18 protein-coding genes are annotated in these 16,676 nt (G+C 65.6%); 14 read left to right on the top strand and 4 right to left on the bottom strand.

The window, feature by feature from the left end; all coding sequences use genetic code 11:
* From VKP01_RS03555 to VKP01_RS03535, 5 genes are all read left to right on the top strand, one after another.
* A partial coding sequence (locus VKP01_RS03555) for an acetamidase/formamidase family protein (protein ID WP_324410338.1) occupies positions 1 to 505 on the top strand: 505 nt, incomplete at its 5' end.
* Positions 506 to 651: 146 nt separating this feature from the next.
* Positions 652 to 1,560: a DMT family transporter gene (locus VKP01_RS03550; RefSeq protein WP_324410336.1), complete on the top strand. Its 909-nt coding sequence runs from the start codon at positions 652 to 654 to the stop codon at positions 1,558 to 1,560.
* Between the two features lie 86 nt (positions 1,561 to 1,646).
* Complete coding sequence (locus VKP01_RS03545; protein WP_324410334.1) at positions 1,647 to 2,786, top strand: Mrp/NBP35 family ATP-binding protein; 1,140 nt, start codon at positions 1,647 to 1,649, stop codon at positions 2,784 to 2,786.
* A gap of 450 nt (positions 2,787 to 3,236) precedes the next feature.
* Entirely contained in the window at positions 3,237 to 3,641 is a 405-nt protein-coding gene (locus VKP01_RS03540) for a helix-turn-helix domain-containing protein (protein ID WP_074446497.1), read from the top strand.
* Positions 3,642 to 3,820: 179 nt separating this feature from the next.
* The gene (locus tag VKP01_RS03535) at positions 3,821 to 4,861 is read left to right on the top strand and encodes a histone deacetylase family protein (RefSeq protein WP_324410331.1); all 1,041 of its coding nucleotides are present in this window, start codon (positions 3,821 to 3,823) and stop codon (positions 4,859 to 4,861) included.
* 25 nt (positions 4,862 to 4,886) lie between these two features.
* On the opposite strand, the gene cutA is transcribed toward VKP01_RS03535, so the two are convergent.
* Complete coding sequence (gene cutA, locus VKP01_RS03530; protein ID WP_324410329.1) at positions 4,887 to 5,210, bottom strand: divalent-cation tolerance protein CutA; 324 nt, start codon at positions 5,208 to 5,210, stop codon at positions 4,887 to 4,889.
* A gap of 176 nt (positions 5,211 to 5,386) precedes the next feature.
* Here cutA and VKP01_RS03525 point away from each other — a divergent pair, with 176 nt between their 5' ends.
* The 3 genes from VKP01_RS03525 to VKP01_RS03515 are packed head-to-tail and all read left to right on the top strand — an operon-like array spanning position 5,387 to position 7,194.
* Positions 5,387 to 6,157, top strand: coding sequence for an NAD kinase (locus tag VKP01_RS03525; RefSeq protein WP_324410328.1), 771 nt, complete (start codon positions 5,387 to 5,389; stop codon positions 6,155 to 6,157).
* Positions 6,158 to 6,169: 12 nt separating this feature from the next.
* Positions 6,170 to 6,676, top strand: a complete 507-nt coding sequence (locus VKP01_RS03520; RefSeq protein ID WP_324410326.1) for a response regulator — start codon at positions 6,170 to 6,172, stop codon at positions 6,674 to 6,676.
* Complete coding sequence (locus VKP01_RS03515) at positions 6,673 to 7,194, top strand: hypothetical protein (protein WP_324410324.1); 522 nt, start codon at positions 6,673 to 6,675, stop codon at positions 7,192 to 7,194. Before VKP01_RS03520 ends, VKP01_RS03515 begins: the two co-directional genes overlap by 4 nt.
* 14 nt (positions 7,195 to 7,208) lie before the next feature.
* On the opposite strand, the gene VKP01_RS03510 is transcribed toward VKP01_RS03515, so the two are convergent.
* The gene (locus VKP01_RS03510; RefSeq protein ID WP_324410322.1) at positions 7,209 to 8,300 is read right to left on the bottom strand and encodes a metal-dependent hydrolase; all 1,092 of its coding nucleotides are present in this window, start codon (positions 8,298 to 8,300) and stop codon (positions 7,209 to 7,211) included.
* 35 nt (positions 8,301 to 8,335) lie between these two features.
* Positions 8,336 to 9,523 (bottom strand): PQQ-dependent sugar dehydrogenase, encoded by a 1,188-nt coding sequence (locus VKP01_RS03505; protein WP_324410320.1) that lies wholly within the window; start codon positions 9,521 to 9,523, stop codon positions 8,336 to 8,338.
* Between the two features lie 299 nt (positions 9,524 to 9,822).
* Here VKP01_RS03505 and VKP01_RS03500 point away from each other — a divergent pair, with 299 nt between their 5' ends.
* Entirely contained in the window at positions 9,823 to 12,300 is a 2,478-nt protein-coding gene (locus VKP01_RS03500; protein ID WP_324410318.1) for a heavy metal translocating P-type ATPase, read from the top strand.
* Entirely contained in the window at positions 12,300 to 12,755 is a 456-nt protein-coding gene (cueR, locus tag VKP01_RS03495; protein WP_324410316.1) for a Cu(I)-responsive transcriptional regulator, read from the top strand. Before VKP01_RS03500 ends, cueR begins: the two co-directional genes overlap by 1 nt.
* On the opposite strand, the gene VKP01_RS03490 is transcribed toward cueR, so the two are convergent.
* A complete protein-coding gene (locus VKP01_RS03490) occupies positions 12,705 to 13,280 on the bottom strand; it encodes a Yip1 family protein (protein ID WP_324410314.1) in 576 nt (191 codons plus the stop codon). The genes cueR and VKP01_RS03490 overlap by 51 nt on opposite strands.
* 157 nt (positions 13,281 to 13,437) lie before the next feature.
* Here VKP01_RS03490 and VKP01_RS03485 point away from each other — a divergent pair, with 157 nt between their 5' ends.
* The 4 genes from VKP01_RS03485 to VKP01_RS03470 form a co-directional block, all read left to right on the top strand.
* Positions 13,438 to 14,091, top strand: coding sequence for a hypothetical protein (locus tag VKP01_RS03485; RefSeq protein ID WP_324410313.1), 654 nt, complete (start codon positions 13,438 to 13,440; stop codon positions 14,089 to 14,091).
* Positions 14,092 to 14,207: 116 nt separating this feature from the next.
* Positions 14,208 to 15,851 (top strand): GMC family oxidoreductase, encoded by a 1,644-nt coding sequence (locus tag VKP01_RS03480; protein WP_324410311.1) that lies wholly within the window; start codon positions 14,208 to 14,210, stop codon positions 15,849 to 15,851.
* 90 nt (positions 15,852 to 15,941) lie between these two features.
* Positions 15,942 to 16,301 (top strand): hypothetical protein, encoded by a 360-nt coding sequence (locus VKP01_RS03475; protein WP_324410309.1) that lies wholly within the window; start codon positions 15,942 to 15,944, stop codon positions 16,299 to 16,301.
* An 87-nt stretch (positions 16,302 to 16,388) separates the two neighbouring features.
* The coding region (locus VKP01_RS03470) for a magnesium chelatase domain-containing protein (protein ID WP_324410307.1) at positions 16,389 to 16,676 on the top strand (288 nt) is incomplete at its 3' end.

Here is a 16,676-nt window from a genome sequence, read left to right as displayed (position 1 = left end):
CTTCGGCGTGATGGCGGTGGCGCCGCCGCCGGCCTGGGGGGCGCTCTCGACCCTGCCGCCCCGGCGCAATGGCGGCAATCTAGACAACAAGGAACTCGTGGCGGGCACCACGCTCTACCTGCCGTGCTTCGTCGATGGCGGCAACTTCTCCGTCGGCGACGGACATGGCGCGCAGGGAGACGGCGAAGTCTGCATAACCGCGATCGAGACCGGACTGATCGGACAGTTTACGCTCACCGCGCGCGCCGATATGGCGCTCGACTGGCCGATGGCCGAAACGCCGACGCACCTGATCACCATGGCCTTCGATCCAGATCTCGACGATTGCGTCGTCATCGCCCTGCGCCAGATGATCGATCAGATCACCGCGCGCACCGGGCTGTCGCGCGAGGACGCCTATACGCTGTGCAGCCTCGCGGCGGATCTGCGCATCACCCAGGTCGTCAACGGCAACAAGGGGGTGCATTGCATGCTCGCCAAATCGCTGATCGAAGGCGCCGCCTGAAGCGCCTTGCGCGTACCGCTGCGGGGGGTGATGCCCCGCATCCGACCTTGCGCGTGATCCCCATTCCCTTCCAACCCGTTTCCCGGCACAGTTGCGCAAAACGGGGCGTGCGGAATCGACCGGCGCGATAAGCGAGGAAACGGGTGATGACGGGGGCATTGGTGCGGCTGCGCACGACGCTCGCGACGCCGAGCGCGGCGCTGGGCATCGCTGTGATGCTCTTTGGCATCTTTCTCTTCGTGGTCAACGACACCTTGGGCAAATGGCTGGTCGCGACCTATTCGGTCGGCCAGGTGCTGCTGATCCGCTCTGCCGCCGCGCTTCTCATCCTCGTACCGCTGATCTGGCGCACCGGCATCGCGCCCCTGTTTCGCGTGGAGCAACCGCGCATGCAGGCGACCCGCGTGGCGTTCTCTACCTTCGAGGTCTTCTGCTTCTATACGGCGGTGATCTATCTGCCACTGGCCGACGTGATGACCTTCTGGCTCGCCGCGCCGATCTATGTCGCGGCACTCTCGCCATTCTTTCTCGGCGAGCATGTCGGCTGGCGGCGCTGGAGCGCGATCGTAATCGGTTTCATCGGCGTGATCGTCGCACTCCAGCCCTCGGCCGCGACCCTGACCATGCCCGCTTTCGTCGCCATTGCCGGCAGCTTCGCCTTCGCCTTCATGATGCTCACCGGACGATCACTGCGCGCGACACCCGACATCACACTGGTCTTCTGGCAAACCGTCGGCGCGCTGCTGCTCGGCCTCATGCTCGCGCCGGTCACCTGGGTGATGCCGGACGGTTTCGATTTCGCGCTGCTGGCGCTCCTCGGCGTCGTCGCGATGTTTGCGCATATGTGCATCAACCGGGCGCTGAAACTCGCCGACGCAGCGACAGTCGCGCCGTTTCAATATACGCTGCTGTTCTGGGCGGTGATCTTCGGATATTTCGTCTTCGGGGATGTGCCGCGTCTCGCCATGCTTGTCGGTGCCGCGATCATCGTGGGGGCGGGCCTGTTTATCTTCTTTCGCGGCCAGAAAGTTGCGCGCGGCCCGGACGGAGGCTAAGCGCCGCGCGAAAAATCCGTTTCTGTGCCTTACGGCGGCGGCAATCGGGCGCTAAATCGGAACTGTAACAGACAAGGGAGCCTTCCGTGCCGGTCACCGTTGAGGATATCCGTGAAGCCCTCAAAGCCATCCACCTGCCCGCCGGTGGTCAGAGCCTGCCCGATTCCGGGCGGCTCTCGCAGATCGTGATCGAGGGCGAGCGCGTCGCCTTTTCCATCGCCATCGATCAGACGGAAGCGCAGGCCATGGCTTCCGTGCGCGAGGCGGCGCAGCAATGCGTCGAGGCGATGCCCGGCATCAGCCGCGCGCTGGTCAGCCTGACCGCTGACCGACCGGCGGGCGAGAGCGGTGACGCAGCGGCGCCGGCCCAACCCCTGCGCGAGCCGGGCAATCGCAAGACCCCCTCTCCCAATGCCCGCGCCCAGAAGATCGAGGGCGTGAAACACGTGGTCGCCGTGGCCTCCGGCAAGGGCGGCGTCGGCAAATCCACCACCGCCTGCAACATCGCGCTGGGTCTCGCTGCGCTCGGTTTGAAGGTCGGGGTGATGGATGCCGATATCTACGGCCCTTCCATGCCCAGGCTCTTCGGTCTCTCCGGCAAGCCGAAGGCGGGGCCGGACCGCAAGATCGTTCCGCTGGAGAATTATGGCGTCAGGGTCATGTCGATCGGCTTCATGGTCGACGAGGAGACGCCGATGATCTGGCGCGGCCCCATGGTCATGTCGGCGATTACCCAGATGCTGCGTGAGGTGAACTGGGGCGAACTCGATGTAATGATTGTCGACATGCCGCCCGGCACAGGCGATGCGCAACTCACCATGGCTCAGGCCACGCCGTTATCGGGGGCCGTCATCGTCTCGACGCCCCAGGATCTCGCGCTGCTCGATGCGCGACGCGGCGTTGCCATGTTCCAGCGCACCGAAATCCCGGTTCTCGGCATCGTCGAGAACATGGCAACCTATATCTGTCCCAATTGCGGCCATGTGGAACACATTTTCGGCCATGGCGGCGCGCGCGACGAAGCAGAGAAGCTTGGCGTGCCCTTCCTCGGCGAGGTACCGCTCAACATGGCGATCCGCGAGACCTCCGATGCCGGACGGCCCGTCACCGCATTACAGCCGGATGGTCCGTTTGCGACAGTCTACCGCGGCATTGCCGGGGCGCTTTGGGAGAACCTCGAAAGCGGTGGATTCCGGCGGGAGGCGCCGGCAATCGTTTTCGAGTAACGCAAACCCGAAGTGGTGTTTTCCACTGGGTTATACGCAATAACCCGTAGTAAACGACAAGCCGATCGACTGGAATCCGCCATAGTGAAGCACAGGCAAAGATCGTGATTCGTGCTGGCATCTCTCAACTGCGCACTGTGAGACGAGATGATAGCGCATCGAAACATGTGCAATATTGCACATGCAATAGCGGAAACTCCCTTACCTTTGGTTTCAATTTGCGGCTTCTTTACCTTTGTAAAGATGATTGAATGTCTGGTATCCGACTGAACTAACAGGAAAATTTCGCCTTCAAGAAGAGTTTCGCAGTTGCTGACGGCGCAAAGGTAGAAAGGTCTGCCAATCCAGCGTTTCCACGCATTGCTTCAAAATGTATGCATAGAGCATTTACATTCGAGAGTTTCAGGCTTATGTATACAACACCACTCTCAACCAGAAGATGATGCAAACATGACAACGCGTTGCCCCACAGATATCGACCGCTTCGTCGGACAACGGGTGCGTCTTGCACGGCGGATCGCCAAGATGAGCCAACAGAAGCTCGGCGAGATGATCGGCGTGACGTACCAGCAGATTCAGAAGTATGAGAACGGCACGGACCGCATCGGCGCAGGCCGTCTGCATCAGGTTTCGCTCTCGACCGACCAGCCGATCGAATTCTTCTTCAGCTTCTCTGACGATGTCGAACCGCGCGAAACCGGACGTCAGGACATTCTCGCCGATGACGGCGTGCAGCGCCTGATCGTTTCGGCCTCCAAGATCAAGTCACGCAAGTTGCTCGACAATCTGGCCCAGATTGCCGAGACCTTCGCGAGCACGGAATCCGCCGAGGCCATGTCGAAGCGGGCCGACTGAACGCGGGTGTTCACCGCTTTCTGCAAGCCAGGGCGCCGCCCGACGGCGGTGCCCCGGCAATGGTGCAAAAATACCGATTGATCGCCGGGCCCCGCCCGGCGATCTTTTTTTCGGCCCTTCGCCGCTAGCGTCGTCCTTTCCAGAGAACGTCCTGCCCAAGGAAACGGTGTCGAAAAACCATGCGCGTCTTCCACAGTCCTGCCTCCGCCCGCCATGATCCCGACCGGTATTTCCGGCGCGGCAGCATCGTCACCCATCCCGAACAGGCCGATCGCTATGCGATCCTGCGAGAGGCTGTCGGGAGAGCGCATGATGTATCCGAGCCCGGCGATCACGGCCTCGAACCGATACGCGCCGTGCATGATGCGGGTTACATCACCTTTCTGCGCGAAACCTGGGAGCGGCGTCACGAATTGCCTGGCGTCGGGGACGAGGTGCTCTCGGGCCATTTCTCGCGCCCGCACATGTACGCGCGCCCCGATGGACTGCTCGGGTTGCTGGGTTACCATACGGCTGACACCTCGACCCCGATCCGCGCAGGGACATGGGCTGCGATCCATGCGGGCGCACAGGTCGCCGTCGAGACCGCCGATGCGGCGCTCGAAGACAGAGTCGCCTATGCCCTGTGCCGCCCGCCGGGCCATCATGCCTATGCCGATTCCGCCGGCGGCTTCTGCTTTCTCAACAATTCCGGTATCGCCGCGCGCCGCATGCAGGCGCGGATGAGCGCCCGCACGGGGCGTCCGGCCAAGGTGGCGATCCTCGATATCGATGTGCATCACGGCAACGGCACGCAGGGGATCTTCTACGAAGCCGACGATGTGCTCACGATCTCGATCCATGCCGACCCGGCAAACTACTTCCCGTATTACGCGGGTTACGCAGAGGAAATCGGCGCCGGCGCCGGGATTGGATACAACGTCAATCTCCCCCTCCCGCACGGCGAGGGCGACGCATCCTTTCACGGCGCGATCGAAAAGGGGCTCGCCCGTATTGCAGAATACGCACCCGACGCCCTCGTCGTGGCTCTGGGGCTCGATGCGTCCGAGCACGATCCCATCGGTGCGCTCAAGGTGACGACGCCGGGTTTCGAGCGCGCAGCCGGGCTGATCGCCTCGGTCGGCCTGCCGACGGCGCTCGTGCAGGAGGGCGGCTATCTCTGTGATGCGCTGCCCGACAATCTCGCCGCCTTCCTCAGTGGTTTCGAGAGCGGTCGCTGATACCGGATCGCGTGGCAGGGGTGGCCTATGCGACCCCGGTTTCGGCCATCAGCCAGGCCCGGGTCGCTTCATCCGCCGTCGTGACGTCGATGCGGAAGAAGACCGGCGTGTCATAGGGGTGCGCGTCCCGGATGCGCGCCTCGACCGCATCGGCCAAAGCCGCGCGCGTCTTGACGATGGCGGCGACTTCCGTGTCCTCGGCGATGGCGTCGTCATGGCGATAGACCGCGCGCATGCCCGGCAGCAGATTGAGGCAGGCGCAAAGCTTTTCCGCGACGAGCAGCCCCGCGATGCGCCGGGCTGTCTGCACATCCGGAAAGGTGGTGTAGACGAAGAGCGGCTGATCCATATGATGCCTCTTGCGAATCGCTGGCCCGAGGCGTCGGGTCGGATTGGTGCATGACGCAGCCGCAGAGGCTGCGCGACGATGAAAACAGGGCTCCCGGCCGGGGGCAAGCCCACCGGGGCGGACCGGGACCGGAAAGCGCCGGACCTTGCCCGGGCCGGGCGCGACGGGGGGACAGGATGCAGCGCGACGCCACCATCGCCTTCGTGGCGAGCTCCGCGAAGGAAGCCCGGCTGGCGCATGCACGCCTCAGCGCGCGCTATACCCATGTCTCGCCGGAGGAAGCCGATATCATCGTCGCTCTGGGTGGTGACGGGCTCATGCTGCAGACGCTCCATCAGTTCATGGGCACGGCCAAGCCGATCTATGGCATGAATCGTGGCTCGGTCGGCTTCCTGATGAACGATTTCAGCGAGGATGACCTGATGGAGCGCCTTGCCGCAGCAGAGCGTTCCGTGGTGCATCCGCTTTTGCTGAACGTGCGCGACATCCAGGGCGAGACGCATACGGCGCGCGCCATCAACGAGGTCTCGATGCTGCGCGAGACCCATCAGGCGGCAAAGCTCGCCATCTCGATCGACGGCAAGGAGCGACTCGGCGAACTGGTCGCGGACGGCTTGCTTGTCGCGACACCGGCGGGCTCGACCGCCTACAATCTCTCCGTCGGCGGGCCGATCCTGCCGCTGAACGCGCCGCTGCTCACATTGATGCCGATCTCCGCCTTTCGTCCGCGGCGCTGGCGCGGCGCGCTTCTGCCCAATTACGCGAAGGTAGCCGTCGAGATCATCGAACCGCGGCACCGCGCCGTCGCGGCGGTCGCCGACCACACGGAGTTTCGTGACGTCACCCATGTGGAAATCTCGATGGATCGCTCCCTCGATCTGGTCATGCTGCACGATCCCGGTCACTCTTTGGATGAGCGTATCCTGCGCGAGCAGTTCGGGGTCTGACGGGAGGACGACATGCGCCTCGAATTCGATCGTCTCACCATCCTCGTCGCCGAGGACAATGCCTATATGCGTGCGGCCCTCGTGGCGATGCTGGAAGCGTTCGGCACGCAGGCGATCCATCAGGCGACGGATGGCGAGACAGCGCTCGCCCTGTTCCATGAAGAGCGCCCCGACATCGTCCTGCTCGACTGGGAGATGCCCGCACCCGACGGGCTGGCCGTGGCGCGGCAGATGCGCGATCGTGAATCAAGCCCGGACCCCTTCGTGCCGATCCTGATGATCTCCGCGCATGCCGAACGGGCGCGGGTGCTGGCAGCGCGCGATGCGGGGGTGAATGATTATCTCGTCAAGCCGGTGACGCCGCGCGTGCTCTACGACAAGCTGCTCGGCCTCGCGGTCGACCAACGCCCCTTCGTGGCGACACCGGGCTATTTCGGCCCGCAGCGCCCCGATCCGCAAGCGCGAGGCGCGCGCGAAGGCGATGACGGCATGAGCGCCCATCCGGGGGATCAGGCATGAAGATCATACCTGCGCCACGCAAACCCGGGGATCAGGCCGAGACAGTCGAGATCGTGGCCAATCCCAACCGCCTCGCGCGCAAGGCGCTGGTGATAGACAGCGATTACGACCGTGCCGCCACTCCCGCCATCAGCCGGGCGGAGCGCGCCCTCGAACAGGTGCGCCGTCAGCATCGCGCGCAACTGCCGGCTTTTCTTGATCGGCTCACCGAACATCACGCCGCGTGGCGCACACGCCCTCAGGCGCGGGCGGCGCGTGAACGGTTGCTGCATGCTGCCCATGATCTGCGCGGTTGCGGCGCTGATCTCGGCCAGCCGCTGATCGGGCGGATCGCCGGATCGCTGTCACGCCTGATCGGCTTCGTCGCGAAACCGCGCGCCGCGCTTCTCGATGCCCATATCGCGGCTCTGCGCGCCGCCGCTCGCCCCGAAGCGGTCGCGGAGGATCCGGTGGCGCAGGCCGTGGCACAGGAACTGGAGGAGAAGGTCGCACAGGCGATCGCGCGCGAGCCCGGCTGAAGCCTTCCGGGCGCTCAGAACACGTCGTTCTCCTGCCCCGCCTTGGCCTGGAAGAGGGCGCGCAGGACATGCGCGTCAGCTTGCGTACGCTGCATGAAGCGCAGGCCCTCGCCGGCGATGGCGAGCCCGTCCGCGTTTTCCACGAGCGGCCATTCCACGCCCCACATCCCGCGCAGGGCCGCGCCCGGTGAGGCATAGCGCATGTCGCCGATGCGCAGGAAGAGCTCGCCTTCCCGGGCCTCGACAATATGCGGGTGGATGAGGCCACGCGCGAAGCGGCGATAGATCACGCCCTCCGGCGTGGCGAGCGCAGCATCGGCCAGCGCCTCGGCCCGTGGCTCGCGCGTGATGCGGGTCCAGTTGATGGCGCGCGGGTTGATCGTCGAGACGTAGCCGATATGCAGGCTGTCGGGTTCCCGCGTCACGATCCGGCGCAGCCAGGGCGAGAACATGGTGGTCGTCACCTCGTAATCGGTGACGATGCGTTCCTGCGCGCCGGGATCGGCGAAGACCAGATCGCGGGCGCGGTCGTTCTGGGCCAGCGCGAGCAGGAGATAGCCGCTGGAAAGCACCAGCGCACCGAGCGTCATGCCGCGCGCCTGCGGGCGCGACCAGCCCCGTCTCCAGGCGATGAACAGCCCGGCCAGAAGGATCAGCGTGTAGACCGGATCAATGACCGGAACGGCCGGCAGGCCGAATTGCCGGTCGGTGAAGGGAGCGAAGAGCTGGGTGCCGTAGACGGTGGAAAAGTCGTTGAGCACATGGGTGACGAGGACGAGGATCGCGAGCAGCGCCCATGTCTTTGTGAGGCTGCTCGCATCAGCATCCGTAAAGGCGCGCCCGCGCCTGGCCCGCACCGCGCGGTGGATGCGCGCCGCGCCATAGCCGACCAGGCCGCCGATGATTGGTGTGAATAACAGCGAATGCGTGAGCCCGCGATGTACCGTATAGAATTCCACCGCCCGCTCCGGCAGCGGCCAGAAGATGTCGAGATCGGGCAGGATGGCAATGGCCGCGCCCGCAACGGGAGCGACCCAGCCGAGTCGGCGACCGCCGACGAAATGACCGACAGCGGCGCCGAGCGCCATATGGGTAACGGGATCCATGATGTCTCGCGGTCGGGAAGCGTTGTCCCGTGTCGTCAGGGGGCTGGCACGAGACGCAGGATACGCCCGTTTTCAGCATCGGTCAGAAGATAAAGTGCCCCGTCAGGCCCGTTGCGCACATCACGGATGCGCTCGCCGAGCCCGCCCAGCATCCGCTCCTCCGCGATCACGGCATCGCCGGCAAATGTCAGGCGCGACAGGAGCCGACCGGCAAGCGCACCGACGAAGAGATCGCCCTGCCATTGCGGAAAGACATCGCCCTCATAAAAGGCCATGCCGGACGGCGCGATCGAGGGGTCCCAGTAGAAGACCGGCTGCGTCATCCCCTCTTCATGTGTGCCCAGACCGATCGGCGCACCGGAGTAATGCACCCCGTAAGCAATGACCGGCCAGCCGTAATTCAGCCCCGGTTCGATCAGATTGACCTCGTCACCCCCGCGTGCACCGTGTTCATGCGCCCAGAACTCCTCCGTTCCGGGACGCATGGCGGCGCCCTGGACGTTGCGATGGCCGATCGACCAGATCTCCGGCGCCCAGCCCGGCATGCTTTCATGCGGATTGCCGGGCGGGATCGAGCCATCGGGATTGATGCGCATGATCGCGCCGATATGGTTGTCCGGTGCCTGCGATTCGTCGGAATAGGAGCCGCGATCACCGGCGGTGACGAACAGCGTCCCGTCGGGATGGAAGACGAGCCGCGAGCCGAAATGACGCCCGCCGGATACCGCAGGCATCTGACGGAAGATCACCTGCGATGCCTCGAACGTCTCGGACTCCCGGTCCAGCGCCGCCCGTGCCACACTCAATCCGACACCGCCAGCGCGCTCCTCGGCATAGGCCATGTAGACACGGCGGTTTTCCGCGAAATCCGGATCGAGAGCGATGTCGAGCATACCGCCCTGATTGATGTCGGCGACCGAAGGCGTTCCGGCGAGCGGCTCCGAGACGCGACCATCGGCAGTGACCAGACGGACCGCGCCGGCGCGCTCGGTGACGAGCATGGCGGCATCGGGGAGGAAGGCGAGGCTCCAGGGATGTTCGAGACCCGAGGCCACGGTCTCGACAAGAAGTTCGTAGTCCTGCGTGACCACACGCTCTGTCGCCGGATTGGTCTGCGCCTCCGCATTCCCGATTAGTGCCGCCCCCGCCTGGGCCGCGAGCACGCCGAGCGACAGGGCGAGCGCAACCTTGCGCACACGCCGATACAGCTGAAATCGAAACATCACATCCGCCATCGTCTCATCTCCCGTTCCCAATCGCCGCCGATTGATGATCATCGAACCGTGTGCTTGCCGAGCGAGGTACCGTTTCGCAGCCAGGTGTCAAGATCAGGGCGTGGGGCAGGGTATCGGAATTGAGGAGAGCGGCAATGGCGGATGCAGGGGCGACGACGGCGCCGGCGATACCGCGGGCAAAGCGCGCGCATATCGAATTTCCTGCGCTTGACCTTCCAATGATGGGAGGGTCTATACATACTCTCAGATGAGGAAATGCGCCCTACACGCGCCAGCCGGGAGCTGACATGGATCTCGCCACACGCACTGAGACATTGGGCAAGAGCACCACCACGAACGCCGAAGCCCATCTGCGCCTGCCCGTCTCGGGCATGACCTGCGGCTCCTGCGTGCGCCGGGTCGAGACGGGGCTGGAGCGGCTCGACGGGACCGGCGAGATCGCGGTCAATCTCGCAGGCGAGCATGTCGATATCGCCTATGATCCCGCCCGCCTGGCGCCGCATGATCTCGTCAAGGCGGTGGAAGCCGCCGGTTACGACGTGCCGCTGCGCGAAGTCGATCTCGCGCTGGAAGGCATGACCTGCGGCTCCTGCGTGGCGCGGGCGGAAAAGGCGCTTCTGGCCACGCCGGGTGTGATCTCGGCCTCGGTCAATCTCGCCACGGAACGCGCCCGCGTCACCGTGGCGGAGGACGCTGTCATCGACGAGGCGATCCGCGCCGTCTCGGATGCCGGCTATGAAGCGCAGCGCGTCTCGCAGGAGGAGCCCGGTGCCGGCGCCCCCGCCTATCCCGACGACAATCGCGAGAAGCTCCATCTCGCCATCGGCATCGTGCTCTCCGCGCCGCTGGTCCTGCCCATGCTCGGCATGCCCTTCGGCTATCACTGGATGCCCCCGGGCTGGGTGCAGGTGCTTCTCGCGACGCCGGTCCAGTTCTGGCTCGGCGCGCGCTTTTACCTCTCCGGCTGGAAGGCCCTGAAGGCCGGTACCGGCAATATGGAACTTCTCGTCGCCATGGGCACGAGTGCCGGTTATTTCCTCTCGCTCTACATGCTGATCGGCTACTGGCTGTCGCCGCATGCGGGGATGGGGCATGAGCCCGAATACTATTTCGAAGCAGCGGCGGTGATCATCACGCTGATCCTGCTCGGCAAGTTTCTCGAGGCGCGGGCCAAGCGCAAGACGGCGGATGCCGTGCGCGCTCTCGCGGCGCTTCGCCCCGACACCGCCCGCCTGCGTCGCGACGGCGAGGACGCCATCGTCCCGATCGCCCAGGTGCGCGCCGGCGACATCGTCGTGGTGCGCCCCGGCGAGCGGGTCCCCGTCGATGGCACGATCCGCGAGGGCGAGAGCGAGATCGACGAATCCATGGTCACCGGCGAGAGCCTGCCCGTGCATCGCGAGGAAGGCGCACGGGTGATCGGCGGTTCGATCAACGGCTCGGGCCGGCTCATTATCGAGACCACCGCCATCGGGCAGGACACCACCCTGTCGCGGATCATGAAGCTGGTCGAGGGCGCGCAGGCCTCGAAGGCGCCGATCCAGAAACTCGTCGACAAGGTCGCGGCGATCTTCGTTCCCGTCGTGGTGGTGATCGCCGCCATCACGCTCGTCATCTGGCTCGTCATCGACGGCGATGTCGAGAAGGCCATCGTCACCGCCGTGACGGTGCTCGTCATCGCCTGCCCCTGCGCGCTCGGTCTCGCCACGCCCACCGCGATCATGGCGGGAACCGGTGCCGCAGCGAGCAACGGTATCCTGATCAAGGATGCCGAAATGCTGGAGCGCGCCCATGCGATCCGCGCCGTCGCCTTCGACAAGACCGGCACGCTGACGCTCGGCAAGCCGGCGCTCGCGGGATTCACGCCGATGGCGGGGGCCGGAGAAGGCGCATCCGACGATCTCCTCGCCATCGCCGCCGCCCTGCAGGAGGGCAGCGAGCATCCGCTGGCCGGTGCCGTGGTGACGGCTGCGAAGGAGAAGGGCCTCGCCCTGCCGCAGACGCAGGCAGTGAAGGCGGTTCCCGGACGCGGCATCGAGGGCAGTCTCGATGACGGCGCGCGCTATGCCATCGGCAGCGCCCGGCAGATGGCGGATCACGGCATCGCCCTCGACGATCTCGCCGAAGCGGCGCAGGAGGAAGCCGCGCGTGGGCGTTCGATCTCCTACATGGCGCGCATCGACGGCACGGCCCGGCTCGTCGCCTGGATGAGCTTTGCTGACCAGCCGCGCGAGAGCGCCCGCGCCGCCGTGGCGAAACTGCGCGAGATCGGCATCACCAGCATCATGGTCACCGGCGACAACGAAGCCGCCGCCCGCGCCATCGCCCGGGCGATCGGCATCGACGAAATCCGTGCCGAAGTGGCGCCGGAGGACAAGGCGCGAATCGTTACCGAACTGCGCGCGATCCACGGCGCCATCGCCATGGTGGGGGATGGCGTCAACGATGCGCCGGCTCTCGCGGCAGCCGATCTCGGCATTGCCATGGGCTCTGGCACCGATGTCGCCATGGAGGCGGCGGGGATCACGCTGATGCGCTCCGATCCGCTCGCCGTCGCCGATGCCCTTGACGTGTCGCGGCGCACCCGCTCCAAGATCAAGCAGAACCTGTTCTGGGCCTTCATCTACAATACCGGCGGCATTCCGCTCGCGGCATTCGGCCTGCTCAACCCGATCATCGCCGGTGCCGCCATGGCGTTCTCGAGTGTCAGCGTGGTCTCGAATGCCCTGCTGCTGCGGCGCTGGAAACCGGCGGGAGGGCGCTGATGCGGATCGGTGAAGCGGCGACGCGCTCGGGCGTGAGCGCCAAGATGATCCGGCATTACGAGAGTATCGGCCTGCTCGCCCCGGCGGCGCGGCGCGACAACAGCTATCGCGATTTCGACGCCCGCGACGTGCATGACCTGACCTTCATCCGGCGGGCGCGCGATCTCGGCTTCTCGATCGAGGAGATCGGGCGCCTGCTCGCCCTGTGGCGCGACCGCGACCGGCCGAGCCGGGAGGTGAAGCAGATCGCGCAGGCGCATGTCGCCGATCTCGAGGCGCGCATCACCCGCATGCAGGAGATGGTCGCGACCCTGCGCCATCTCTCCGAGGCCTGCGCGGGCGACGAGCGTCCCGATTGCCCGATCCTCACCGGCCTTGCGGGTGAGAAGACGAAGGCTGCGGGCTCACACGCGGGCCAGCCCGATCAAGCCGATCAGGGCGCCGATCAGCGCTGACAGCGTGATGCCGATCAGGACCAGGAGCGCCGTCACCATCAGGGCGCGCCGCTGCGGCACGTTCATCAACGCCGGCAGACCGGTGTAGATGAGATAGACGGCATAGAGGCCGAGAAGCGTCAGGAATGACAGGGCCGGCATCAGGTTGAACAGGCCCGCGAGCCAGGCCGGAGTCCATGCATAGGCCACCACCTTGAACGCCGAAGCCCGGTCCCCGCTGCCACCGTAGCGCGGTGCGAGCCAGGCCAGCACCAGCGCCATCACATAGATCGTGGCGAGCTGCATCGCATATTGGAACGCGCCCGAGACGAAGGCCTGCCCGGGCTCCATCCGGATCACCCCCATACCCGGCAGCGCGATGCCGACCAGCGAAGCGCCAAAAGCCGAGGCGATGGCGGGGATGGCGGCGAGCGGCATGACGTAGAAGAGATAGATCGCCGCGATATTGGGCTCTTCTTCCGCGATACGCGGCCACTCGGCACGGGGACGGGCGATAATGGCGGCGGCACGTGCAATCAAATTCATCCGGACTCCTGCGGCTGATCGCAACTTGCCTCAAGGCCAGCCGCGTGTCGAGCCACGGCAAAAAACGTCGCGGGGTGCTGCCTGTCCGCGGTCGCTGCCCTAGATCCTGATCAGGGGTCGTCGCCTTCAGGACGACGGAACGCTTGCGAAGGATGTGATGAAGCTGGTCACGACGAGCACCCAGGAATGGCAATCGGGCAATGATCATGCCGGCGACGAGCATGGCGATGTTTTCGACTGCGTGCTTTCGCTGATCGCGCAGGCCCCGGCGCGGCGCGCAAGTCTCGTCCTGCCCGGCGCGGATGCTGCGGCGCGCGATCCCGCCTTGCGCGCACAAAGGCGCCTCGCGAAACTCTTCGACGCGCTTGCTCATTTCCACCCTTCACGCCCGGTCGCAGAGATCGAGGATCTCGTCTGGGCCTTGTGGATCAGTCATCCCTCGAAGGCCGCCGAGGCGCTGATGACGCGCGGCATCGAGGCTTTCGCCGATGGGCGTCTCGCGCAGGCGCGCGGTCATTTCGACGCCCTCGTCGCGGCCTGGCCCGCCTGGGCCGAGGCCTGGAACAAGCGCGCGACGCTGGCCTATGTCGAGGGGCGCGACCGCGATGCCTGCCGCGACATCGCCCGCACGCTGGAGCGCGAGCCGCGCCATTTCGGCGCGATTGCCGGTTTCGGCCAGATCTGTCTGCGTCGTGGACGACCTTGCGAGGCGGCGATCGCGTTTCGCGCCGCGCTCACGCTCAACCCCCATCTGCACGGCATCCGCGCCCTGCTCGACGATATCGCCGGCGACGCCGCGCGCATGCATTGAGGTGCAGGCATCTTCGGAGCAGGCATCTTCGGCGCACGCTGCGGCTTGCACATTCTCCCGTGGCGTCATCACCCCGTCTCGCATTACCCTGAGGCAAAACATGAGGGGGATGGCGCATGGCACGGGGCGCGGGCGAAGGCGGAGACGCTATCACGGAATTCGGGACTTTCGACGATATCGTCGTCGGTGCCGGTTCCGCCGGTTGCGTAATGGCGAACCGGCTGTCGGCCGATCCGCAGAACAGGGTTTTGGTGCTTGAGGCCGGCGGGCGCGACAACTGGATCTGGTTTCACATCCCCGTCGGCTATCTCTTCGCCATCGGCAATCCGCGCGCCGACTGGATGTTTCGTACCGAAGCCGTCCCGGGACTGAACGGGCGCGAACTGGCCTATCCGCGCGGCAAGGTGATCGGCGGTTCCTCGGCGATCAACGCCATGATCTACATGCGCGGCCAGGCCACCGATTACGATAACTGGCGCCAGCTCGGCCTCCCCGGCTGGGGCTGGGACGACGTGCTGCCGTTCTTCCACAAGCACCAGGATCACGTGCGCCCCGATGATCATCATCGCGGTGGCGGCGAGTGGCGGGTCGATGACCCGCGCATGCGCTGGGAGATTCTCGACGCCATCGTCGCAGCCTGCGAGGCGGCGGGGATCGCGCGCACGCCGGACTTCAACCGGGGCGACAATGCGGGGGTTTCCTATTTCCAGGTCAACCAGAAGAACGGTCGGCGCTGGAGCGCGGCGCGCGGTTTCCTCAAACCGGTGCTCAACCGTCCCAATCTCGCGCTGGAGACGGGGGTTCTGGTCGAGCGGGTGGTGATCGAGGCCGGACGTGCCACGGGAGTGATTTTCTCCCGGAACGGGCAGCGTTTCATCGCGCGCGCACGCGGGGAGATCGTGCTCAGCGCCGGTGCGGTGGCGACGCCCAAGCTGCTGGAGCTCTCCGGGATCGGCGCCGGTGAGCGGTTGAAGGCGCTCGATCTGCCGGTCCATGCCGATCTGCCGGGCGTCGGCGAGAACCTGCAGGATCATCTGCAGCTGCGCCCGATCTTCCGCGTGGAGAACGTAGCCACGCTCAATACCGACTACGCACGCTGGTGGAAGCGCATCGGCATGGCGGCGGAATATGCGCTGTTGCGGCGCGGCCCTCTGACCATGGCCCCCTCACAGCTCGGTGCCTTCGCCCGCAGCGGGCCGGAATACGAGACGGCGAATCTGCAATTCCACTTCCAACCGCTCTCCCTTGAGAAGTTCGGCGACGCCCTCCATCCGTTCGGCGCCTTCACCGCGAGCGTGTGCAATCTGCGCCCGTCGAGCCGGGGGCATATCCATGCTGCCAACCCAGATCCGCGCGCGGCGCCGGCAATCCAGCCGAACTATCTCGACACGGATGAAGACAAACGCGTCGCCGTCGCCGCGATCCGGCTGGCGCGCACGATCGCGCAGCAGGAACCGCTGGCCGGATATCACCCGCAGGAATTCAAGCCGGGTGCCGAGATCACGGATGACGATGGCCTGGCACAGGTCGCCGGCGATATCGGCACCACCATCTTCCATCCGGTCGGAACCGCCCGGATGGGCGCGGATGATGATACCGGCGCCGTGCTCGATGCACGGCTGCGCGTGCGCGGCATTGCGGGCCTGCGTGTCGCCGACGCCTCTTCCATGCCGCGCATCACCTCGGGCAATACCAACTCGCCGACCATGATGATCGCCGAGAAGGGTGCGCAGATGATCCGCGAGGACAGGGGCAGCTGAAACTGCTCTGACTTAAATAAAGATTCAAGAAGCTCGGCTAATCTGACCTTATCAGCCGGGCGCAGTGCCCGCAGGCGGGAGGGCAACGAGGTGGATGCAGAGACGAAAGCGGCAATCACACGCCTGGAGCTCGCCATCGATTCGCTCGCCGGCATGGTAGCCGGCTGCGCCGCCTATCTCACCGCCCTCGACGAGGCAAGGCACGTGGACAAGCGCAAGGCTCTGGGCGTATCGCGGCGCTTCGTGCCCGACGGTCTGTCGGGCAATACCATGCATTCCCCCGCCGTGATCGCTCAGGCCATGATCGAGCAGATGGGTGACCTCTCGCGCCAGCTCGCCACGGTGAAGGCGCGGGCGCAGGAGCAGGAAGCGCTCAGCCGCCGCCCGCTGGCGCGCGACTGGCAGGGCCGGCCGCACGAGATCAACCCCATGCTCGAGCGCAAACGCTGAGAAAAAAGCATAACTTTTGATGCAATACCTTGCTTTATGCAACCAATGGCAATAGTTTTGCCCTGAAGGTTGCAGAGGGCGAAGGGCATGGTCACGCGCGTCGCGACGGTCGCGTTTGAAGGTATCGAGGCGCGCGCGGTTGATGTCCAGGTGCAGATATCGCCCGGCACCGTCGCCTTCACGATCGTCGGCCTCCCGGACAAGGCCGTCGGCGAATCGCGCGAGCGGGTGCGCTCGGCGCTGGTCTCATCCGGCCTCGCCCTGCCAAGCAAACGCATCACCGTCAATCTTGCGCCGGCCGACATGCCGAAGGAGGGCAGTCATTTCGACCTGCCGATCGCGCTGGGCGTCATGGCCGCGATCGGCGCCATCCCG

The organism is Saliniramus sp. (assembly GCF_035311605.1).
Classification (GTDB): Bacteria; Pseudomonadota; Alphaproteobacteria; order Rhizobiales; family Beijerinckiaceae; genus Saliniramus.
Note: the sequence above shows the minus strand (reverse complement) of the source record. Positions and strands in the feature narration are given on the sequence as shown.